The organism is Variovorax sp. HW608 (assembly GCF_900090195.1).
In the GTDB taxonomy this organism is placed as follows: Bacteria; Pseudomonadota; Gammaproteobacteria; order Burkholderiales; family Burkholderiaceae_C; genus Variovorax.
This window is the reverse complement of record NZ_LT607803.1, coordinates 493,028-512,352: the sequence shown is the minus strand read 5'-3', so window position 1 is coordinate 512,352 and position 19,325 is coordinate 493,028. Positions and strand designations below refer to the sequence as shown.

Genomic DNA, 19,325 nt, shown 5'->3' with positions numbered 1-19,325 from the left:
ACGCTCAGGAACGCCTCATGGACTACAGCAACTACCAGCATCTGCGCGTCGGCGTCGTCGACGGCATCGCCACCCTCACCATGGACAGCGGCGAAAAGATGAACGGCGTGAACGAGCGCCTGCACGACGAACTGGCGACCATCTTCCGGGACCTCGCGCACGACGACGCGGTCCGGGTCATCGTGTTCACCGGCACCAATGGCGCCTTCTGTGCGGGCGCCAACCTCCAGTGGCTGGCCAGCCAGCTCGAAACGCCACCCGCACCGCACCACACCAACGCCTCGGGCCGGGGCATCGTCATGGGCATCCTCGACTGCCCCAAGCCCATCATCGCCCGCGTCAACGGCGACGCGATCGGGCTTGGCGCATCCCTGGCCCTGCTTAGCGACATCATCATTGCGGACGAGACCGCCCGGATCGCTGATCCACACGTGCGCATCGGCCTGGTGGCCGGGGACGGCGGCGCGCTGATCTGGCCCCTGCTGATCGGCTATGCGCGCGCCAAGGAGTTCCTGCTAACCGGCAACGCGGTGACCGCGACCGAGGCGGCGCGCATGGGACTGATCAACCATGCCGTTCCAGCCGCGCAACTAGATGAGAAGGTTCAGGCATTCGCGCGCCAGCTCGCCGAGGGCGCACCGCTGGCGATCCAGTTCACCAAGGCGGCCACCAACATCCCCCTGCGCCAGGCGATCGAGAGCGTTCTGCAATCGTCATTGGCCCTGGAGCATGTCACCCTGCGCAGCGCCGACGTGCGCGAAGGCGTCTCGGCATTCCTGGAGAGGCGCAAGCCCCGGTTCCAGGGCCGCTGAAGCGGGCCGAAAGCCATTCACTGAACAGCGAATCCGCGAGGGTTTGCACTCATTTCGTCTGTTAGCATACGGTCTACTATCAGACCATGTGCTTAGCAAGCCCTCGCCGGGCAGCACCCTGGAGCACCCCCAGTTGTTCCCATTCGATGCAGTGACCTGAGGAGACACCATGAGAACCCTGCGCGCAATCGCCGCCGTCTGCGCCGCCGCGGCGCTGATACCCATCTCCGCGATGGCCCAGAAGAAGTACGACCCCGGCGCCACCGACCAGGAGATCAAGATCGGCATGACCGCCCCCCTGTCCGGCCCTGCCTCCGCCTATGGGGTGGCTTGCCCGTTCACGCAGGGCTTCTTTCGCATGATCAACGACCAGGGCGGCATCAACGGGCGCAAGCTCAAGCTGCTGTGCGAGGACGACGCCTTCACCCCTGCCAAGGGCGTGGAGCAGACGCGCAAGCTGGTGGAGTCCGAGCAGGTCCTGTTCATCTACAACACACTGGGCACGGCCAACAACACGGCCATTCAGAAGTACCTGGCCGCCAAGAAGGTGCCTCATGTGCTCATCAACTCCGGTGCCTCCAAGTGGGACGACCCGAAGAACAACCCATGGACCACCGCAAGCCTGCCCTCCAACCGGGCGGAAGCGCGCATCTTTGCCGACTACATCCAGGCCAACATGCCCAATGCCAAGATCGGCCTGCTCTACCAGAACGACGACTACGGCAAGGACTACCAAACCGGCCTGCGCGAAGGGCTGGGCGCCAATGCGGGCCGCATGCTGGTGGCCGAACAGTCGTACGAGCTGAGCGATCCCACGATCGACTCGCAGATCATCGCGCTGCGCAGCAAGGGCGCCGACGTCGTGGTGCTGGGCGCGCTGGCCAAGCATGCGACGCAAGGCATCCGCAAGATCGGCGAGCTGGGCTGGAAGCCCCAGATCTTCCTCGGATGGGCCTCGTCCTCGATTCCGACGGTGCTGAAGGTGGCGGGCCTGGATCATTCGACGGGCGTGATCACAACCGCCGTGCTCAAGGACCCGGCAGACACCAAGTGGGCCGACGACAAGATCATGAAGGACTACCTGGCCTTCATGGCCAAGTACTACCCGCAGGGCGAACCGAACAACATCTCCAACACGTTCGCCTATGCCACCTCCTGGCTGCTGATGGACATCCTCAAGCGCTCAGGCGACAACCTGACGCACGAGAACGTCATTCGCGAGGCCCAGAACATCGACATGGAGCCGCCCATGTACCTGCCCGGCGTACGCTTTCGCATCACGCCCACGGACTTCGACCCCATCAAGCAGTTCCAGATGGTCAAGTTCGACGGTACGCGCTGGCAGACGCTGGGCGCGCCCATTGGCCGATAGCGCACATCCACGATTCCAACCAGGTGTTCCAAAAACATGGACGCAAGACTTCAGGGCCGCCATGTGCTCATCACCGGCGCGGCCTCAGGCATCGGCCGCGCCACGGCCGAGCTCTTTGCGCGGCATGGCGCCCGCCTGGCGCTGCTGGACCGCGACGCGGCCGCCGTGCGCGAGGTGGCACGGCAGTTCGACGCCTTCCACGCCGCCATCGATGTGGCCGATGAGGCGCTCGTGCGCGCGGCCGTGCGCGACGCCGCCCAAGCCATGGACGACACCATCGACGCTGTGGTGAACAGTGCCGGCATGGCCATCCCGGCCCCGCTGGCGGACACGCGGCTGGAGGACTGGAACCGGGTGCTGGCGGTCAATCTCACCGGCCCCTTCCTGCTCTGCCGCGAAGCCCTCCCCTGGCTGCGTCGCGCGGAGGGTTCCACCATCGTGAACGTGTCTTCCGGCTCGGCCCTGCTGCCGGTGGGCATGGCCATCTCGTCGTACGTCGCTTCGAAATCGGGCTTGATCGCCCTGACCAAGGCCCTGGCCAGCGAACTCGGTCCGCAGATCCGTGCCAACGCGGTCTGCCCAGGTGCGGTCGATACACCTCTGCTTCCGGATGTGCTGCGCGTCAAGGCGCAGGACCCGGCGCAATCGCCCTATGCGCTCAAGCGCATCGCAACGCCCGAGGAAATCGCGCAGGCGATTCTCTATCTCACCAGCAGCGAATCGTCGTACGTGACCGGAACTGCGCTCGCAGTGGACGGCGGGCGCACCTTTCATTGAACGATCGCTGGCCGCTGCGCGCGTGCGGCCGCATGCTTCATCGCCTCAGGTTGGCAAGTTCCAGCTCCATCTGCGTCGCGGCGCTGTGGGGCAGGACCTCGCCGGCCCGGTCGGAGACCTGCGCAAAGCGTCGCGCCAGTTCCTCAGGCGTGCCTTCATTCAGGCGGCATCCGCGCGTAAAGCCGAGGTAGGCACGCTCGTAGGAGCCGCCGCCCCCCATCAGGACCACCCGGTTGGGCGCAGCGGCACTGGCGAGCCACACGATGCCCGCACGCAGGCGCGATGCCGCGAAGGCTTCATGGTGCTCTGCCGGAATCACGCCTTCGTTCATGGCGGTCATGCCGATGGGGCTGAAGCAGTTGACGCGCACGTTGCGCGCTTCGCCCTCCAGCCCCAGCGTGTTGGCCATGCCGACCAGCGCCATCTTGGCCGTGGAATAGGCGGCCTGCCCGAAATTGCCGGCCAGCCCGCTGGATGAGACGACCATCACGATACGCCCCTTGCGGGCCGCCAGCATGGGGCCCCAGACCGCGTGCGTGCAGTTGAAGGTGCCCTGCACATGCACGTCGAGCACCGCCCGGAAATCCGCCGGGGCCAGCTTGGCGAAGCTGCGGTCCCGCGTGAAGCCAGCGTTGTTGACCAGGATGTCCACGCGCCCCCAACGCGCCATCACCGCGTCGACCATCGCCTGCACGCAAGCGGCATCGCCCACCTCGGCCGCCACGGCCATCGCTTCGCCGCCCGCGGCGGCGATCTCCTGCACGACCTTCTGCGCTGCCTCGAGGTCGCGCGCATTGACCGCCACGCGGGCGCCGCGTTCGGCCAGGGCCATCGCGTATTCGCGTCCGAGGCCGCGGCTGGCTCCGGTCACGATCGCCACGTCGCCGTCCAGGCGGATGGAAGCGTTCACGCCACCCCTTCCATGGAGGCAAGGTCCTTGCGAGCGGCAGCGCGCTGCACCTTGCCCGACGGCGTGCGCGGCAGCGCCTCGGTCGCGTAGACGCGGCGCGGACATTTGTAGCCGGCAATGCGCTCCTTGCAGAAGGCGCGCAACGCCTCCAGGCCGGGTCGCGTCCCGGGCCTGAACTCGATGATGGCGGTCACGACCTCGCCCCACTTCGGGTCCGGCGTTCCGATCACGGCCACGTCCTTGATCATGGGATGGGCCTTGAGCGCGTTCTCCACCTCGACGGGGTAAACGTTCTCGCCACCCGTGATGATCATGTCCTTCAGCCGATCCGTGAGATAGAGGTAGCCCTCGGCGTCCACATAGCCGCCATCGCCTGTTCGGTACCACCCGTCGACCACCGCCTGCGCCGTGGCGTCCGGCCGGTTGGCGTAGCCGAGCATGAGCATGTCGCTGCGGATCCAGATCTCCCCGTGCTCGCCCGCGTCGCAGACACTCCCGTCGACACGGCGGATCTCGGCCGACACGCCGGCAATCGGCCGCCCGACGGACTTCATCCGCTGCGGTTGGCTCAGGTCATGATCGGCCGGCCCCAGCACGTGGGTCGTCGACGCCTCGGTCATGCCGTAGTACTGCGAGAACCGGCATCCGAAGGTGTCGATGGCGCTCTGCAGCAGGGTCGGGCTGATGGGCTGCGCACCGTAGTAGATGCCCTTGTAGCGGGGCACGGGGCCCGTGCTGGCGGCCAGTTCATCGAGCACCATCTGGATGACGGTGGGGACCATGTAGATGCGGTCGACCCCCTGCTGCACGCTCAAGCGCACGAGATTCGACGGCGACGGATCGGCGGTGTGCACCACGCGCGCGCCGACGCCCAGGGCCTTGATGACGTACCCGATGCCGGCGATGTGGAAGTTGGGCATCGCGGACAGCACGGTGTCCTCGGGGGCCCAGTCTTCCCACCAGGGCATGGCGGCATAGGCATCGCGGAACAGGCTCAGCGCGCCATGGCTTGACAGCGCACCCTTGGGTTGCCCCGTCGTGCCGCTGGTATAGATCTGGGCCAGCGGTTCGTCGAAGACCCGCGTCCGCGGCGCGGGTACGAGCGCGGGGCCGTCGAGCATCTCGCGCAGCCCGGGCTCGACGTTCAGGCGCTGCGGCGGCTGGGCCAGGCCCTGGCAGGCCTGCTCCACCAGCGGCGCGAACTCCGCGTCATGCAGTAGCACGCTCGGGCGGGAGTCCGAGAGCACGAAGTTCAGTTCCGGTGCGGCGTAGCGCCAGTTGTATGCGGCGAGCACGAAGCCCCCCTTGGCGCAGGCGAAGAACACCACATAGAAGAGTTCGCTGTTGCGTCCGAAATAGCCGACGCGGTCATTCGGTCGGAGGCCCTGCTGTTGCCACAGCGCGCACAGCCTGGAAGCCGCGCGATCCAGGTCCGCGTAGCTCAGCTGCCGATCGTCGAACACGATCGCGATCTTGTCGGGATCGGAACGTCCCCAGTGGGTGGCCAGGTCCGCGATCCAGATCAGCTGGTCCTTGTTCGCAATGCGTGGTCCGTCAACGCGCATCATTGTCTCCTAAACTTGTCTGCTACCATATGATATGGCATCAATCTACTTGACTCCACCACTTTCTTCTTTCGGACACTGGCATTCGACAAGAGACACGGACATCCCATGCACACTGAAGACCTGATCATCTCCCTGGACCAGGGCATCGCGCGACTGACCTTCAACCGGCCGCAGGCCCGCAACGCGGCCAGCCCGGAGATGCTCGAAGCCATCCTGGCTTTTCTGCTGCGCGCGGAGCGCGACCGCAGCATCCGCTGCATCGTCTTCGGCGGGGCGGGCGGCCATTTCATGGCCGGTGGCGATGTGCGCAGCTTCACGACCGTTGCCAAGCTGCCGCCCGAGGAACGGCTGTGCACCTTCGAAGCGCGCGTGGCTCGCAATGCCCACCTGTTCAATGTGCTGCAACGCCTGCCGCAGCCCGTGGTCTCCAGTGTCCAGGGGGCGGCCGCGGGTGCCGGGCTGGGTTTCGCGATCGCGTCGGACCTGGTGGTCGCGGCCCGCAGCGCGTCCTTCGTGCTCGCCCACGTCAACGTGGGCGCGTCGCCCGATGCGGCGACCTCCTGGCATCTGCCGCGAGCCGTCGGCGTCAAACAGGCCATGCGCATGGCGCTGTTGGGCGAACCGATCACGGCCGAGGCTGCCCTCGCCCAGGGCCTGATCAGCCACGTGGTGGATGATGAGAATCTGGCGGCCTTCACCGACCAGCTCGTGCAGCGGCTAGCCAACGGTCCCGGCGTGGCGCTGGCACAGGCCAAGTCGCTGATCAACCGCTCCCTGGGCAACACCCTGGCGGAACAACTGGCGGCCGAGGCGCGCTCCATGGGGATCGCTGCGGCTTCCGAGGATTTCATCGAGGGGCCGAGCGCATTCCTGGAAAAGCGCAAGCCCGCCTTTCGGAGCGCATAGGCACCGCCTTGCAGCGGCTCCAGGCCGCTGTCGAGGCGCTCGCGGCGAACGCCGGTCAGAGTTCGACGATGTGACGATCCAGCAAGGACTCGAGTTCGATCGATTCGACGCGCGCCCGCGCCAGGACACGGCGCGCCGCCCCATCTGCGGCTGCTGGCCGCGCCTCGCTCGGCGTGCGGCTGAAGCGCGGCGCGGGCGCCGGCTGCACGTTGCCCTGCAATTCGATGAAGTTGCGGCGTTCACGCAGATGCGTGTGCGAGGACGCTTCGGCGATGCTCAGAACGGGCGCGAAGCAGGCATCGGTGCCTTCAAGCAGCGCGCTCCACGCATCGCGGCTGCGCTGGGCGAAGCAGCTGGCAAGCCGTTCGCGCAGGCGAGGCCAGCAAGCGCGCTCGGCACGCTCGGCCCAGGCCTCTTGCGGTAATTCCAGAAGCCGGACCAACTCTGCAAAGAAGGCGTCCTCCAGCGGAGCCACACTCACGAACCCGCCGTCGGCGCACCGGTAGACCCCGTACCACGGAACGCCGCCATCCAATGCGTTGGACGCCCGCCGGTCCTGCCAGCGCCCCGAGGCCAACATGGCATAGAAGGGCGCCATCAGCAGCGCGGCGCCATCGCACATCGCAGCGTCCACCACCTGGCCCCGGCCTGACTGCCGCGCCTCCAGCAACGCAGCCAACACACCGAACGCCAGCATCATGCCGCCGCCGCCGAAGTCGCCCACCAGGTTCAACGGCGGCACCGGTGTGTCCTCGGTCCCGATGGCGTGCAGGGCGCCACTCAAGGCGATGTAGTTCAGGTCATGGCCGGCCGCATGGGCGAGCGGGCCGCTCTGGCCCCAGCCGGTCATTCGGCCATAGACCAGGGCCGGGCGCCGGGCCAAACACACGTCAGGGCCTGCACCGAGCCGTTCCATCACGCCGGGCCTGAAACCTTCGATGAGGGCATCGCATTCGGCCACGAGCCGCAGCAGAACGTCCAATCCGTCGGGTTCGCGCAGGTCCAGCCCGATGCGGATGCGCCCTCTCGACAAGGCGTCCCCGCCCCCTTGACGCAGCAGTTGCGCCCGCTGCGCCACCGGGCGATCGATCGTGATCACTTCGGCGCCGGCGTCGGCAAGCATCATGGCGGCGAACGGACCCGGACCGAGGCCCGCCAGCTCCAGGACACGGATACCACGCAGTGGCCCGCTGCCGCCATCCGGCTCGCCGTGTTCTGCGCAGACGACACTCATTCCATGCTCAGCGTGAGTTTCTGTTCGCGGATGAGATCCGCCCAGTAGCGCGTGTTGTCTTCCACGTAGCGGCGCACCTCGGCGCCGCTGCGCACCGGTGGAATGACCGCGCCGGTGGAGATGAAGGTCTGGCGGAAGTGCGCATCACCCAGCGCCTTGTCGGCGGCCTCACGCAACCGTTGCGCCATGTCGTCGGGTGTGGCCGCATGGACGTACAAGCCATACCACGAGGCTACCGCGAGATCGGCAAATCCCGACTCGGTCACGGTCGCCACGTCCGGCATCGCCGCCAGTCGCTGCGCGGAAGTCACGGCCAGGGCACGCAGCCTGCCCGCCTGCACCAGCGGCACCGCTTGACCGACGATCGTGGCCATGATCTGCACATCGCCCGCCACGACCGCATTGATCGCATCGCCGGAGCGGCCTGCGTACGGCACGTGCGTGATTTCGATGCCTGCGCTCGCCTTGAGCTTCTCCATCGCCAGATGCAGGACATTGCCCGCGCCGATGGACGAATAGTTGAGCTTGCCGCGGTTCGACCGGGCGTAGGCGACGAACTCGGCCAGGTTGCTGGCGGGAACCTTCGGGTTGACGATGAAGATCAACGGCGTTTCCAGCCCGATCCACAGCGGCTTCAGTGCCTGGGGGTCGTAGGCGAGTTTCTTGAACAGCAACGGGTTCAGGATCGCCGTGCTGGTCGCCTGGTAGAGCGTGAGGCCGTCGGGCGCGGCATGGGTCACCGCGGAGGCGGCGAGCATCTGGTTCGCACCGGCCTTGTTCTCCACCACCACGGGCTGCCCCAGATCCTTGGCCATGACGTCTCCCGCCAGCCGGGCAAAGATATCCCCCACCCCCCCAGGGGTGAACGGGACCACGATCTTCAGCGGCCGCGCGGGAAAGTCGGCGGCGCGCGCCACGCCAGGCCACAGTGGCGCGCTCAGCGCTGCAATGGCCGTGCGGCGGGATAGCACCGCCCGGGACTCTTCCCGGAATACGTTGTCGTTCATGGATTCATCTCCACGTCCGGCCCGCTCACGGCGCCGGTTACAGGTCGAGCCAGGTATCGCGGTCGATGCCGGCGTTGCGCCGGGCAAAGCGCACGATCTGCTCGATCTGAGGCCCCAGTTCGGACGGATCCTTCGACGCCGCGGTAATCGGGCCGTGCTGCCAGCTCTCGGCTACCGTATAGCCATAGCCCCAGGCCTCGAACACGCGACCACTGATGCCGGCGGCCTCGGCGCTGGCCAGCCAAGTCACCAGCGCGGCAATCCATTCGGGATCGCGGCGCTCCAATTGCTCGGGGGTCCACTCCCTCAATCCCTGGGTCATGCGCGTTTCCGCTCGCGGTGCGATGGCATTGACCGTCACGCCGTAACGTTGCAATTCACGCGCCGCCACCAGCGAGAAGCTCGCGATGCCAGCCTTGGCAGCCGCGTAGTTGGCTTGACCCATGTTGCAGAACAGGCCCGAATGCGAGGACGTGTTGATCACGCGCGCATCGACCTTCTTGCCTGCCTTCTGCTGCTGGCGCCAGTAGTTCGCTGCATGGTGCGTGGGTGCGAATGTGCCCTTGAGGTGCACGTTGATCACCGCATCCCATTCCTGCTCGGTCATGTTGATGAGCATGCGGTCGCGCAAGATGCCGGCATTGTTGACGACAATGTCCAGGCCGCCGAAGGCATTCACCGCGGCATCGACGAGCGCCTTTGCGCCTTCCCAGTTCGCAACGTTGTGGGTATCGATCACCGCCTCGCCGCCCGCGGCGCGGATTTCGGCGACCACTTCTTCGGCCGGTGTGACGTCGTCACCCGTCCCGTCCGCGGCGCTGCCCAGGTCGTTGACGACCACCCTGGCGCCGTGGCGCGCGAGCATCAGCGCGTGGGCACGGCCCAGCCCTCGGCCAGCGCCGGTCACGATGGCAATGCGTCCTTCGCAAAGTTTCATTTCTCTTTGACTCCTTGTCTCAGTTCATCTTCAGATTTGCATGCCGCCGTCCACGGCCAGGGTCTGGCCGGTGATGAAGGCCGCCCTTGGCGACAGCAGGAAGCTCACGGCCTCCGCCACCTCTTCGGGCTTGCCGATGCGTCGCAACGGAATGGCTCGGCGGATGGCGTCGACCTGCTCGGCGCTCAGCTCCTCGGTCAGCACGGCATGGCCCAGGCCCGCATCGATCCAGCCCGGGCCCACGGAGTTGGCGCGAATGCCGGCACGTCCCTCCTCCTTGGCCACGCCGCGCAGCAGCATCTCGATCGCCGCCTTGGGCGCGGCCGAGAGGATGTCGCGTGCGGGCACCCGTTCCACCGCGGCCGTGATCACGGCCACATAGCTGCCGCCACCCGCCGCCTTGAGGAGCGGCAGCGTCGCATGCACGAGGTTGAAGCAGCCCTCCACGTCGGCCGCCATCGTCTCGGACCAGGTGCGCGGAGTCAGCTCCGCAATGCGCTGCATGTGCAATTGCGGACCCGCCGCGTAGACGACCGAATGAATGCGGCCATGGTCGCGCACGGCGGCGTTGGCCGCGCTCTCTACTGCCTGCGCGTCGCGAAGATCCAACCGCACGGCCGTCGCGCGGCGGCCTAGCGCCCGGATGTCGCCCACCAGGGCCTCGGCCGCTTCCGCGTTGCTGCGGTAGCTGAACACCACATCCGAGCCGCCGCGCGCGAGCGCAACGCAAATCGCACGGCCGATGCCACCGCTACCGCCAGCGACGAAGGCCACGCCTTCCAGATCAATCAGTTCTTGCATGGAATTGCGCCTTCAAGGTTCAGTACGACTTGGGGAGATTCAGGATCTTCTCCGCAATGAACGAGAGGATCAGCTGGATCGATACCGGGGCCAGGCGCGGCAGCATCGCCTCACGGAAGTACCGCTCGACGTGGTACTCCTTGGCGTAGCCCATGCCACCGTGTGTGAGAACGGCCGTCTCGGCTGCTCGAAAGCCCGCTTCCGCGCAGAAGAACTTGGCGGCATTGGCCTCGGCGCCGCAGTTGCGGCCCTGGTCGTACAGCCACGCGGCGCGCCGGTACAGAAGTTCGGCCGCCTCCAGCTCCACCCAGCGCTCGGCCAGGGGATGCTGGATGCCCTGGTTCTTGCCGATCGGGCGGTCGAACACGATGCGCTCGCCGGCATAGCGCGCGGCGCGCCGCAGCGCCGCCCGCCCAAGCCCGGTCGCCTCGGCCGCCAGCAGGCAGCGTTCCGGATTCAGGCCATGCAGGATGTATTCGAATCCGCGACCCTCCTCGCCGATCAGGTCTTCGGCCGGAATCTCCAGGTTGTCGATAAACAGTTGGTTCGAGTCGACGGCCTTGCGCCCGAGCTTCTCGATCTCCCGCACCTCGATGCGGCTGCGGTCCAGGTCAGTGTAGAACAGGCTCAGGCCATGCGTGGAGGACTTCACCTCCTCGATGGGCGTGGTGCGCGCGAGCAGCAGGATCTTGTGCGCGACCTGCGCCGTGGAAATCCAGATCTTCTGGCCATTGACCACATAGCGGTCGCCCTTGCGCACCGCCATGGTCTTCAACCGCAGCGTGTTCAGCCCCGTGTTCGGCTCGGTCACGCCAAAACAGGCCTTCACCTCGCCATTGATGATGGGCGGCAGCCAGCGGCGCTTTTGCTCGTCATTGCCATGCACGACGACCGGATGCAGACCAAACACATTCATGTGAATGGCCGACGCACCCGAGAGCCCCGCACCCGAACCCGAGACGGCCTCCATCATCAGCGTCGCCTCCAAGATGCCCAGGCCTGCACCTCCGTACTCCTGTGGCATGGCCACGCCCAGCCATCCCGCGGACGCCATGGCGCCGTAGAAATCGTCGGGGAACCCGCCTTCACGATCCTTCTTCAGCCAGTACTCGTCATCGAACGCAGCACAGATGTCGCCGACGGCATGTTGAATCGCTCGCTGATCTTCGGTGAGATCGAAATTCAAACTAACGCTCCTGATCAATTCGTGATGTAAACATATTGTACGGTAGCATACAACATGAACGCAATGGTGCCGGGAATCGGCGGTGCATGGCCAAGGGTAAACACTGGCAGGCTTTGGCAGCCATTACTCATATTGAGTCATTATCATATGGCTGCATACCATATTGCGGAGCACCATCGTGACAGGACCGATTGCTGCACCCGGCAGCATCCACCGCACCACTCCCCTGCTGTCGGTGAGGGACTTGTCGTTGCGTTTCGGGGGGATCCATGCCCTGCGTGAAGTATGTTTCGACGTGCCGACCGGAAGCATCTGCGGCCTGATCGGTCCCAATGGCGCCGGCAAGACATCGCTCTTCAACTGCTTGTCGCGCCTGTATGAGCCATCGAGCGGCGAGATCGAGTTTCGCGGCGAGCGAATCACCAGCGTGGCGCCCCACCGTGTGGCCCAACTCGGCATTGGTCGCACCTTTCAGAACCTCGCCCTGTTTCGCTCGCTCTCGGTGCTCGACAACATTCGAATCGGACGCCACTGCCGTTCGCGCGGCGGTTTCGTCGCCAACGCCCTGCGGTTGCCTTTCGTTCGCGACGAGCGCGCCCAGACACAACGACAGGCGCACGCGCTCATCGAATTCCTGCAACTGGAGTCGGTGGTGAACGAGCGCGTTTCGGATCTTCCCTTCGGTACGCAGAAGCGTGTGGAACTGGGGCGAGCCTTGGCCGGCGAACCGACTTTGCTGCTGCTGGACGAGCCTGCCTGTGGCCTTAACCACGAGGAAGTGGGGCGCCTTGGCGAACTCATCCGACATGTCCGCGACACACTGAAGATCACCGTCTTGCTCGTCGAGCATCACATGGGGCTGGTCATGAGCATCTCCGATCACCTGATTGCGCTGAACTTCGGACGGGTGCTGGCTCAAGGCGCCCCTCAGACGGTGGCCGGCGACCCTGCTGTCGTGGCAGCCTATCTGGGCGGGGAGGCGGCGTGAGCGGCTGGCTGACGGTCGAGAACCTGCACGCGGCCTACGGGAACACGCGCGTGATCAACGGCATGTCCTTCTCGCTCAACAAGGGTTCGATCATGGCTTTGCTGGGGGCCAACGGATCCGGCAAGACCACGACCCTGCGCGCCCTGTGCGGCATGCGGGTGCGCGCCAGCGGGACCATCCAGCTCGATGGCGCCGAACTCATCAACCGCCGCACCGCGGAAATCGTCCGCCTGGGCGTGGCGCACGTGCCCGACGGACGCGGCACTTTCGCGCATCTGACCACCGAGGAGAACCTCCACCTGGGCGCCTACACCCGCCGGGATACGGCGGCGGTGGCCGCGGACATCGAGCGCATGTACAGCCACTTTCCGCGGCTGAAGGAGCGCCGCTCCCAGCACGCCGGCACGCTCAGCGGCGGCGAGCAGCAGATGTTGGCGATTGCGCGCGCCCTCATGCTGCGACCCCGGCTGCTGCTGCTGGACGAACCTTCGTTCGGCCTCGCACCCATGGTGGTGCGCGACATCTTCGCCATCCTTCGCCAGATCAACGTCAGCGATGGCGTGGCCATTTTGCTGGTCGAGCAGAACGCCAGCCTTGCACTGGAACTGGCCGACCAGGCCTGCCTGCTTGAGACCGGTCGGCTGGTTCTGAGCGGCTCTGCCGAAGACCTGAAGAAGGACGACACCATCCGCCGCGCCTACCTGGGCTACTGAGAGAACCCCATGCATGATTTACTGCAACAAGCCTTCTCGGGCCTGGCCACGGGCGGCATCTACGCCATCGTGGCGCTGGCCCTCGTGATGATCTATCAGACCACGCATCACGTGAACTTCGCCCAGGGCGAGATGGCGATGTTCAGCACCTACGTGGCATGGGCGCTGATCGAGGCGGGAGTGCCCTACTGGGGCAGCTTCGTGCTCACAACGGTATTCGGCTTCGTGCTCGGGGCGTTCGTCGAACGGGTCGTCGTTCGACCCATGGCCGACGCGCCGGTGCTGGCTCTGGTCATCGTCTTCGTCGGCCTGCTGGTCATCTTCAACAGCCTCGCAGGCCTGCTCTTCGGCCACTCCGTACAGTCGTTTCCAAGCCCCTTTCCCAGTCGCGGCATCGCCGGTGGCCTGTTGTCGGCCCACCAGCTCGGCACTTTGGCCATCACGATGGTCATGCTGGTGCTGTTGTTCTGCTTCTTCCGATTCACCAAGGCCGGCCTGGCCATGCGCGCAGTGGCGCAGAACCCCGAATCCAGTTCCCTGGTCGGCATTCGCGTCGGCGGCGTACTGGGCCTGGGCTGGGCACTGGCAAGCACGATCGGCGCCATCGCAGGGATGCTCGTGGCGCCGGTGACCTTCCTGGACCCGAACATGATGATGAGCGTGCTCGTCTACGCCTTTGCGGGCGCGCTGCTGGGCGGCATCTCCAGTCCGGGCGGGGCCGTGATCGGGGGACTGCTCGTGGGGGTGCTGGAGAACCTCGCCGGTGCCTTCCTCATCGGCAACGAGCTCAAGCTCACCCTCGCCCTGGTCCTGATCGTGACCGTGCTGACCGTGCGGCCCGTCGGGCTGTTCGGCCAGCGCCATGTCTCCCGCGTGTAAAGGATGCCATGCAAGCCGCTCCCCTCCTAACCCCCTCCGTGGAAACTCCCGCTGGCCGCCGGCCGGGCATCCAGCCGCTGGCCCTTGGCGTGGCGTTTGCCGCGCTGGTGGCTGTGCCCTTCTTCGCCACGGGCTACCAGTTGTTTCAGGTCGCGATGGTGATGATCTATGCCGTCGCGCTGCTTGGGCTGAACATTCTTACCGGCTACAACGGACAGATTTCCCTCGGCCATGGCGCGTTCTTTGCCGTCGGTGCCTACACTGCAGCGATCCTGATGGATCAGGCCGGCTGGCCCTATTGGGCCTGCATCCCCTTGGCCGGCCTCGTGTGCGCCGTCGTCGGCTACCTTTTTGGTCTGCCGGCGCTCAAGCTCGATGGCCTCTATCTGGCCCTGGCGACCTTTGCACTCGGCGTGGCTACACCGCAGTTGTTGAAGTTCAAGGGCTTCGAGCCTTGGACCGGCGGCGTGCAGGGCATCTCGCTCATCCGCGCCGACGCGCCAGCAGGCCTGCCTCTCGATGCCGACCAATGGTTCTATGTCGTCGTGCTGATCGTCACGCTTGTGCTGTTCCTCCTGGGATGGAACCTGCTGCACGGCCGCATCGGCCTGGCACTGCAGGCCGTGCGCGACCAACCTGTCGCAGCCACTGCCATGGGAATTCACAATGCCCGGATCAAGACCGCCGCATTCGCTGTTTCCGCGGCCTACACGGGCATCGCGGGGGCGCTGGCGGGCATGGCCATCCAGTTCGTCGGCCCCGACAGCTTCACCATGTTCCTGTCCGTCTCGCTGCTGGTCGGCGTTGTCGCAGGCGGGCTCGCGTCCATGTGGGGACCCGTTTGGGGCGCGTTGTTCATCCACTTCGTCCCCAGCATGGCCGAGAAGGTTTCGAAGGCGGCCCCCTGGGCCATCTATGGGCTGATGCTCGTCATCTTCATTCGCGTCTTGCCACAAGGCATCGCGGGTGCCATCCGGCAACTGGGCGTTTGTTGGGCGAAGCGTCACAAGGCCTGACAGGGGACGCGCACTGGTCAGACTGGAACCTGTTATTGGCAGCAGCGCCGTCAAGCGCGTTGCGGCCCGAACGACTGCCGGCCGCCAAGCGCGGACGATGAAGTCCTAGCCGTGCTCGCCGGCTTCGGCGCGCAGCGCCAGCAGATTGGCCTTGACGATCGCCAGATTCTCAACGAGCGCACGACGCGCCTCGATGCTCAGGCCGTTCAGGATGCGCTCACTCATCTCATGGCTCTTGACCACCATGTCTTGGACGGTCTGCGAGCCATTGCCCGTCAGGTAGATGCGCTTGACCCGGCGATCAGTCGCATCGGGCCGGCGCTCAATGAACTGGGATGCCTCCAGACGGTCGAGCAAACCGCCAAGCGCCGCCTTTCCCAGGTCCAGCACGTTGGCCAGGTCGCTCTGGATCATGCCGTCGTGGCGAGACAAATGGGCAATGATCCACCACTGGGACCGGGTCAGTCCCGCAGGTCGCATGAAATCGTCGAAGACGCTGCGGCGCAGCCTCGAAACGTCGTGCATCAGGAAGCCCAGGCGCGCATCCCAGTTGTCCGACTCTGCCATCTTGGGCGCCCGGTGGCGTGCAGTCGCCCGCGGCGATGCGTTGCGGGAAGTAGAAGACCGGGATCTGGTTGGCGTACTCATGAATCTGAAGATATAGCAGCTTTCTTAATTTGTGCTAGCGGCCAACCAACCCGGCCCGCCGGAGCACAGGAACTCAGACTGGGTCCCAGCTGAACACGTCGCGAGACTTGTCGAGCGGGTAGAACGAAGGCGTCATCATGGGGATCGCGACCTCCAGACAGGCATCGACCGTCCAGCCTTCGCCGCGATGCGCTGTGCGGATCGGGCGCGGCTGCGAGAACAAATAGATTTCGTTGTTGCGCACACCAAAGATCTGCCCAGTGACACTCTTGGCCTCATCCGTGAGGAGCGCGCAGGTGAAGGGTGCGATCTTGGCGGCCTCGAGACGCTGGTTGATCTTCATTCGCTCCGCGCCTTCGGGCGTGTCGGTCGGGATCGTATTGACCATGCGCGTGAACGCGAAAGGTGCGATGCAGTTGGAGCGCACACCGAAACGCTCCATGTCCAGGGCAATGGCTTTGGACAGGCCGACGACGCCCATCTTGGCAGCGCAGTAGTTCGCCTGGCCGAAGTTGCCGATCAGGCCCGAGGTGGACGTCATATGCACGTAGGCGCCGCGCCCTTCGCTCTTGAAATGAGGCGCGGCTGCGCGCGCGGTGTTGAACGAGCCCTTCAGATGCACCGCGATCACCGCATCGAAATCGGCCTCGGGCATCTTGTGGAAGATGATGTCGCGCAGATTGCCCGCGTTGTTGACCAGCCCGTCGATGCGGCCGTACATATCGAGGGCCATGCCCACGATGCGCTGCGCCGACGCCCACTCGGCCACGCTGTCGGTGCTCGCTACCGCCTCGCCCCCGGCCGCGCGGATCTCGTCGACAGTCTGCTGCGCCGGGCCGTTGCTGCCACCTGAACCGTCGATGTTCACGCCCAGATCGTTGACCACGACGCGCGCGCCCTGGCGCGCCGCCTCCAAAGCGATTTCCTTGCCTACGCCCGCGCCGGCGCCGGTCACCACGATTACTTTTCCTTCAAGCCGATGTGCCACCTTCGAATCTCCATTGAGGTATATGATATGCAAGGATACCATATGCACATGCTACATGATGAACGACGCTGAACCAGTACCCGGGCGGGTTGCACTGCACTCACGCCAGATCAGCTTTCAGAGCTTCGCGCGTCCCGACGGCCTTTGGGACGTGGAAGGCAGCTTGCGCGACGTCAAGGAAGTGCGCATCGAACGCCCGTCGCTGCCGCCGCTGATGCCCGGCGACACGGTCCACGACATGCACGTGCGGGTGACCGTGGACGATGACCTCCGCATCGTGGCGATCGCTGCTCGCCTCGCCGCCGCCCCTTTTGACGAATGCCAAATGACGCGCGACGCGGTTCAGCGCCTCGTGGGTCGCCAATTGGGCCGTGGCTGGCACGGCGCGTTGCAGGAGGTCATGGGCGGAGTTCAGGGCTGCACGCATCTGCGCGAACTGCTTCAGGCCCTCGCCACGGCCGCCATCCAGGGCATCAGCGTGTACCGGGATCAACGCCGACGCGACAGCGCGCCGTGGGGTGACATCACTGTAGTGCCGCACTTCGTGGGTGGGTGCATGTCATGGCGGCAGGACGGGCCGGTGGTGCGGCGGCTGCTTCCCCAGTTTGCCGCGCCGTCTATTTCGACCCCGCCCGAATCCACCGAGGAATGAGCATGACAGGAACCCTTCGAATCGAACGCCACGCGCCGCTGATGGAGATCACACTCGATCGGCCCGAAAAGCTCAACGCGATCAGCGACGAAATGCTTGAGGCACTGAAGGGCGCGGTGGCCGAGTTCGCCGCGCAGCGCGCCATGCGCGTGCTGCTGATCAGCGCCACGGGCCGCTACTTCTGCGCAGGGGCCGAACTCAGCCCGGACATCTCTCCGGACGTGGCGGGCAGCACGCTCGACGGTCGGACCTGGTATCGCAACAAGTGGCACAGCCTTTTCGACGCCATGGAGGCCGTCGAAAAGCCCATCGTGGCCGCGCACCAGGGGCCGTGCCTCGGCGGCGGCCTGGAGATGTCGCTGTCGTGCGACTTCCGACTCGCCGCCGAGGACGCAGCCTATGCCCTGCCCGAGATCAACATCGGCGCCCTGCCGGGCTCCGGCGGGGTGAGCCGCCTGACCCGTCTCGTGGGGCCCCATTGGGCCCGGCTGCTGGTCATGACGGGCGAGAGCGTCGGTGCGCAGGAAGCCATGGCCATGGGCCTCGTGCATCGGATCTACCCTAGCGAGTCGCTGGCTGCGGAGGCACGTGCGTTTTGCCTGCGGCTCGCGGGCAAATCTTACGAGGCATTGGGCATGGCCAAGCTGGCCATCGAACTCGCCGCCGACCTCGACCGCGCGCAGGCTCGCAACATCGAACGCATCACGAACAGCATGCTGTTCACGGGTGACGAGCACCGCCAGTTGGTGGCCCAGTACATGCAACGGCAGGCGGCACGCAAGAAGACCTGATGCCATTTACCAAACATCCCACACGGAGACAACATGCGCCGCACCTTCCTCACATGCGCCTTGGCAACCGTCGCTGCCGCTATGGCGCCGCCGGTCCGGGCCCAGGCCAGCCCCTATCCGACCCGCCCGGTGCACTTCATCGTGCCCGCCTCGGCGGGCGGCCCCGGCGACGTCATCGCCCGCCTGTTCGCCGAGCCGCTTGGCCGCGCCCTCGGGCAGCCGGTGATCGTCGACAACAAGCCTGGCGCTTCCCTGACGCTGGGCACTGCCGCCGTTGCCCAGGCGCAGCCCGACGGCTACACGCTGCTGTTCACGACCAGCACGCCGATCGTGATGGTGCCGTTCACCATGAAGAAGGCCCCCTATGACGTGCAAAGGGATCTGATGCCCGTCGCGCACCTCGGCAGCACGGCCCTGGTGCTGTACGTGAACGCATCCTCCGCCATCCATGACGTCAAGCAGTTGGTGACAGCGGCCCGTTCGCAACCTCAGGCCGCGAACTACGGGTCCTATGGAAACGGGTCCAGCGCCCATGTGCTCGGTGAGATGCTCAACCGCCAAACTCAGCTTTCCATGGTTCACGTGCCATACAAGGGCGTGGCACCTGAATTGCAGGATCTCGTCGCGGGCAATCTCATGGCTGCCGTCGCCGACATTGGAACCGCCGCCCCACTGGTCAAGGCAGGCAGGATCCGACCCGTGGCCGTCACCGGCACGAAGCGGGCCAGCGCGCTGCCCGATGTCCCTACGTTTGCGGAACAGGGTATCTCCGGCATGGAGCCTTTTTCGCCCTGGTGGGGCGTCTTCGCTCCGGCCCAGACGCCACAGCCCATCGTGAATCAGTTGTCTGTCGAACTCTCCAAGCTCGTTCGCCAGCCGGAAATGCAAGCCAGGCTGTTCGCTCTCGGCATCGACGCGACAGGCACCACATCTTCGCAGGCGGCGGAAATCACTCGCGCCGAGATTGCGAAGTGGCAAAGCATCATCAGAAGCGTGTCTTACATCAATTTTGAATGACGGCGGCGGTCTAACCGCCTACATGGCCTTGACATGCCTCGCGTCGAGGGCGGATGCGTGAGTCAGTCCAGTGAGATCAGCAGCCATCCCGGCGTGCTCTTGGCCGGACCGCTCCCCCGCGCA

General features: G+C 65.7%; 20 protein-coding genes. 11 read left to right on the top strand and 9 right to left on the bottom strand.

All coding sequences use genetic code 11. The annotated features are described in order from the left end of the window. Window positions 1-17 precede the first annotated feature (17 nt). The 3 genes from VAR608DRAFT_RS02275 to VAR608DRAFT_RS02265 all read left to right on the top strand — a co-directional run bounded on the left by VAR608DRAFT_RS02275 (window position 18) and on the right by VAR608DRAFT_RS02265 (window position 2,961). Window positions 18-812: an enoyl-CoA hydratase/isomerase family protein gene (locus VAR608DRAFT_RS02275; RefSeq protein WP_088952593.1), complete on the top strand. Its 795-nt coding sequence runs from the start codon at window positions 18-20 to the stop codon at window positions 810-812. A gap of 169 nt (window positions 813-981) precedes the next feature. Beyond that, a complete protein-coding gene (locus VAR608DRAFT_RS02270; RefSeq protein ID WP_088952592.1) occupies window positions 982-2,184 on the top strand; it encodes an ABC transporter substrate-binding protein in 1,203 nt (400 codons plus the stop codon). A 36-nt stretch (window positions 2,185-2,220) separates the two neighbouring features. Continuing rightward, the gene (locus tag VAR608DRAFT_RS02265) at window positions 2,221-2,961 is read left to right on the top strand and encodes an SDR family NAD(P)-dependent oxidoreductase (protein ID WP_088952591.1); all 741 of its coding nucleotides are present in this window, start codon (window positions 2,221-2,223) and stop codon (window positions 2,959-2,961) included. 37 nt (window positions 2,962-2,998) lie between these two features. Here the strand turns inward: VAR608DRAFT_RS02265 and VAR608DRAFT_RS02260 are convergent, their stop codons facing one another. Together VAR608DRAFT_RS02260 and VAR608DRAFT_RS02255 are read right to left on the bottom strand one after the other, a co-directional pair. Beyond that, window positions 2,999-3,871 carry an SDR family NAD(P)-dependent oxidoreductase gene (locus VAR608DRAFT_RS02260; RefSeq protein WP_231973141.1) on the bottom strand — a complete coding sequence of 291 codons (873 nt, stop codon included), beginning with the start codon at window positions 3,869-3,871 and terminating at the stop codon, window positions 2,999-3,001. Continuing rightward, the gene (locus VAR608DRAFT_RS02255; RefSeq protein WP_088958554.1) at window positions 3,868-5,436 is read right to left on the bottom strand and encodes a class I adenylate-forming enzyme family protein; all 1,569 of its coding nucleotides are present in this window, start codon (window positions 5,434-5,436) and stop codon (window positions 3,868-3,870) included. Before VAR608DRAFT_RS02255 ends, VAR608DRAFT_RS02260 begins: the two co-directional genes overlap by 4 nt. Before the next feature lie 108 nt (window positions 5,437-5,544). Here VAR608DRAFT_RS02255 and VAR608DRAFT_RS02250 point away from each other — a divergent pair, with 108 nt between their 5' ends. After that, window positions 5,545-6,345 (top strand): enoyl-CoA hydratase/isomerase family protein, encoded by an 801-nt coding sequence (locus VAR608DRAFT_RS02250; protein ID WP_088952589.1) that lies wholly within the window; start codon window positions 5,545-5,547, stop codon window positions 6,343-6,345. A gap of 55 nt (window positions 6,346-6,400) precedes the next feature. Here VAR608DRAFT_RS02250 and VAR608DRAFT_RS02245 read toward each other — a convergent pair whose 3' ends face one another. From VAR608DRAFT_RS02245 to VAR608DRAFT_RS02225, 5 genes are read right to left on the bottom strand one after another with little or no spacing between them, the layout of a single operon-like run. After that, complete coding sequence (locus VAR608DRAFT_RS02245) at window positions 6,401-7,579, bottom strand: CaiB/BaiF CoA transferase family protein (RefSeq protein WP_088952588.1); 1,179 nt, start codon at window positions 7,577-7,579, stop codon at window positions 6,401-6,403. Continuing rightward, on the bottom strand, window positions 7,576-8,586 hold the full coding sequence (locus tag VAR608DRAFT_RS02240; RefSeq protein ID WP_088952587.1) for a Bug family tripartite tricarboxylate transporter substrate binding protein: 1,011 nt from the start codon (window positions 8,584-8,586) through the stop codon (window positions 7,576-7,578). Before VAR608DRAFT_RS02240 ends, VAR608DRAFT_RS02245 begins: the two co-directional genes overlap by 4 nt. A 37-nt stretch (window positions 8,587-8,623) precedes the next feature. Continuing rightward, window positions 8,624-9,523, bottom strand: a complete 900-nt coding sequence (locus tag VAR608DRAFT_RS02235; protein ID WP_088952586.1) for an SDR family oxidoreductase — start codon at window positions 9,521-9,523, stop codon at window positions 8,624-8,626. A gap of 30 nt (window positions 9,524-9,553) precedes the next feature. Further along, a complete protein-coding gene (locus VAR608DRAFT_RS02230; RefSeq protein ID WP_088952585.1) occupies window positions 9,554-10,324 on the bottom strand; it encodes an SDR family NAD(P)-dependent oxidoreductase in 771 nt (256 codons plus the stop codon). A gap of 19 nt (window positions 10,325-10,343) precedes the next feature. Then, a complete protein-coding gene (locus tag VAR608DRAFT_RS02225; protein ID WP_088952584.1) occupies window positions 10,344-11,510 on the bottom strand; it encodes an acyl-CoA dehydrogenase family protein in 1,167 nt (388 codons plus the stop codon). 178 nt (window positions 11,511-11,688) lie between these two features. On the opposite strand from VAR608DRAFT_RS02225, the gene VAR608DRAFT_RS02220 reads away from it, so the two are divergent. From VAR608DRAFT_RS02220 to VAR608DRAFT_RS02205, 4 genes are all read left to right on the top strand, one after another. Further along, complete coding sequence (locus VAR608DRAFT_RS02220; RefSeq protein ID WP_231973139.1) at window positions 11,689-12,498, top strand: ABC transporter ATP-binding protein; 810 nt, start codon at window positions 11,689-11,691, stop codon at window positions 12,496-12,498. A 62-nt stretch (window positions 12,499-12,560) separates the two neighbouring features. After that, window positions 12,561-13,211: an ABC transporter ATP-binding protein gene (locus VAR608DRAFT_RS02215; RefSeq protein ID WP_197700545.1), complete on the top strand. Its 651-nt coding sequence runs from the start codon at window positions 12,561-12,563 to the stop codon at window positions 13,209-13,211. 9 nt (window positions 13,212-13,220) lie between these two features. Then, a complete protein-coding gene (locus VAR608DRAFT_RS02210) occupies window positions 13,221-14,090 on the top strand; it encodes a branched-chain amino acid ABC transporter permease (protein WP_088952582.1) in 870 nt (289 codons plus the stop codon). A gap of 8 nt (window positions 14,091-14,098) precedes the next feature. Beyond that, window positions 14,099-15,106 (top strand): branched-chain amino acid ABC transporter permease, encoded by a 1,008-nt coding sequence (locus VAR608DRAFT_RS02205; RefSeq protein WP_088952581.1) that lies wholly within the window; start codon window positions 14,099-14,101, stop codon window positions 15,104-15,106. A 105-nt stretch (window positions 15,107-15,211) separates the two neighbouring features. Here the strand turns inward: VAR608DRAFT_RS02205 and VAR608DRAFT_RS02200 are convergent, their stop codons facing one another. After that, the gene (locus tag VAR608DRAFT_RS02200; RefSeq protein WP_231973138.1) at window positions 15,212-15,631 is read right to left on the bottom strand and encodes a MarR family winged helix-turn-helix transcriptional regulator; all 420 of its coding nucleotides are present in this window, start codon (window positions 15,629-15,631) and stop codon (window positions 15,212-15,214) included. Between the two features lie 196 nt (window positions 15,632-15,827). Next, entirely contained in the window at window positions 15,828-16,784 is a 957-nt protein-coding gene (locus VAR608DRAFT_RS02195) for an SDR family NAD(P)-dependent oxidoreductase (RefSeq protein WP_088952579.1), read from the bottom strand. A gap of 13 nt (window positions 16,785-16,797) precedes the next feature. Here VAR608DRAFT_RS02195 and VAR608DRAFT_RS02190 point away from each other — a divergent pair, with 13 nt between their 5' ends. Genes VAR608DRAFT_RS02190 through VAR608DRAFT_RS02180 form a run of 3 tightly spaced genes read left to right on the top strand, consistent with a single transcriptional unit; the run spans window position 16,798 to window position 19,202 of the window. Further along, entirely contained in the window at window positions 16,798-17,394 is a 597-nt protein-coding gene (locus VAR608DRAFT_RS02190; RefSeq protein WP_157730567.1) for a DUF2889 domain-containing protein, read from the top strand. Window positions 17,395-17,396: 2 nt separating this feature from the next. Beyond that, window positions 17,397-18,185, top strand: a complete 789-nt coding sequence (locus VAR608DRAFT_RS02185; protein ID WP_231973136.1) for an enoyl-CoA hydratase/isomerase family protein — start codon at window positions 17,397-17,399, stop codon at window positions 18,183-18,185. Window positions 18,186-18,218: 33 nt separating this feature from the next. Further along, window positions 18,219-19,202 (top strand): Bug family tripartite tricarboxylate transporter substrate binding protein, encoded by a 984-nt coding sequence (locus VAR608DRAFT_RS02180; RefSeq protein WP_088952577.1) that lies wholly within the window; start codon window positions 18,219-18,221, stop codon window positions 19,200-19,202. The last annotated feature ends 123 nt before the right edge of the window (window positions 19,203-19,325 follow it).

Coding starts and splice junctions, on each gene's coding strand:
- VAR608DRAFT_RS02255 (WP_088958554.1), bottom strand. CDS start 5,436: ATGCGCGTTGACGGACCACGCATTGCGAACAAGGACCAGCTGATCTGG.
- VAR608DRAFT_RS02200 (WP_231973138.1), bottom strand. CDS start 15,631: ATGCACGACGTTTCGAGGCTGCGCCGCAGCGTCTTCGACGATTTCATG.
- VAR608DRAFT_RS02230 (WP_088952585.1), bottom strand. CDS start 10,324: ATGCAAGAACTGATTGATCTGGAAGGCGTGGCCTTCGTCGCTGGCGGT.
- VAR608DRAFT_RS02210 (WP_088952582.1), top strand. CDS start 13,221: ATGCATGATTTACTGCAACAAGCCTTCTCGGGCCTGGCCACGGGCGGC.
- VAR608DRAFT_RS02275 (WP_088952593.1), top strand. CDS start 18: ATGGACTACAGCAACTACCAGCATCTGCGCGTCGGCGTCGTCGACGGC.
- VAR608DRAFT_RS02180 (WP_088952577.1), top strand. CDS start 18,219: ATGCGCCGCACCTTCCTCACATGCGCCTTGGCAACCGTCGCTGCCGCT.
- VAR608DRAFT_RS02215 (WP_197700545.1), top strand. CDS start 12,561: ATGTCCTTCTCGCTCAACAAGGGTTCGATCATGGCTTTGCTGGGGGCC.
- VAR608DRAFT_RS02265 (WP_088952591.1), top strand. CDS start 2,221: ATGGACGCAAGACTTCAGGGCCGCCATGTGCTCATCACCGGCGCGGCC.
- VAR608DRAFT_RS02185 (WP_231973136.1), top strand. CDS start 17,397: ATGACAGGAACCCTTCGAATCGAACGCCACGCGCCGCTGATGGAGATC.
- VAR608DRAFT_RS02190 (WP_157730567.1), top strand. CDS start 16,798: ATGATGAACGACGCTGAACCAGTACCCGGGCGGGTTGCACTGCACTCA.
- VAR608DRAFT_RS02240 (WP_088952587.1), bottom strand. CDS start 8,586: ATGAACGACAACGTATTCCGGGAAGAGTCCCGGGCGGTGCTATCCCGC.
- VAR608DRAFT_RS02250 (WP_088952589.1), top strand. CDS start 5,545: ATGCACACTGAAGACCTGATCATCTCCCTGGACCAGGGCATCGCGCGA.
- VAR608DRAFT_RS02245 (WP_088952588.1), bottom strand. CDS start 7,579: ATGAGTGTCGTCTGCGCAGAACACGGCGAGCCGGATGGCGGCAGCGGG.
- VAR608DRAFT_RS02235 (WP_088952586.1), bottom strand. CDS start 9,523: ATGAAACTTTGCGAAGGACGCATTGCCATCGTGACCGGCGCTGGCCGA.
- VAR608DRAFT_RS02195 (WP_088952579.1), bottom strand. CDS start 16,784: ATGGTATCCTTGCATATCATATACCTCAATGGAGATTCGAAGGTGGCA.
- VAR608DRAFT_RS02205 (WP_088952581.1), top strand. CDS start 14,099: ATGCAAGCCGCTCCCCTCCTAACCCCCTCCGTGGAAACTCCCGCTGGC.
- VAR608DRAFT_RS02270 (WP_088952592.1), top strand. CDS start 982: ATGAGAACCCTGCGCGCAATCGCCGCCGTCTGCGCCGCCGCGGCGCTG.